1 protein-coding gene is annotated in these 324 nt (G+C 39.5%); it reads left to right on the top strand.

Annotated elements, in window-relative coordinates:
* On the top strand, nucleotides 1-324 hold a 324-nt coding region (locus CWS31_RS17485), incomplete at both ends, for a hypothetical protein (RefSeq protein ID WP_148747801.1).

A 324-nucleotide genomic window follows, 5' to 3' on the forward strand; every position in this document is an offset into this window, starting at 1 on the left:
CAATTAAACGTGTTGAAATCCTAGGTGCAGTACAAGAAATAATTACTGACTTACCAGAGCTTAATCCTGAAGATTTAGCAGAGTTACGTACACTGGGTGAAATCGTTGCTTATATGCAAGAAAAGATGCAAAGCAAAGAAGCAGTTGTTACGGCTGAAAATGCACCTGTATCCCCTCCAGTATTAATTACTGAAACAACGACTGAAGCAACAACTGCATCAGTAGCGATAGACTTAAAACATATTCAAACCGTGATGATGGAAGTGGTTGCCGATAAAACAGGTTATCCAACTGAAATGCTTGAGCTTGGCATGGATATGGAAG

The organism is Colwellia echini (genome assembly GCF_002843355.2).
GTDB lineage: Bacteria > Pseudomonadota > Gammaproteobacteria > Enterobacterales > Alteromonadaceae > Colwellia > Colwellia echini.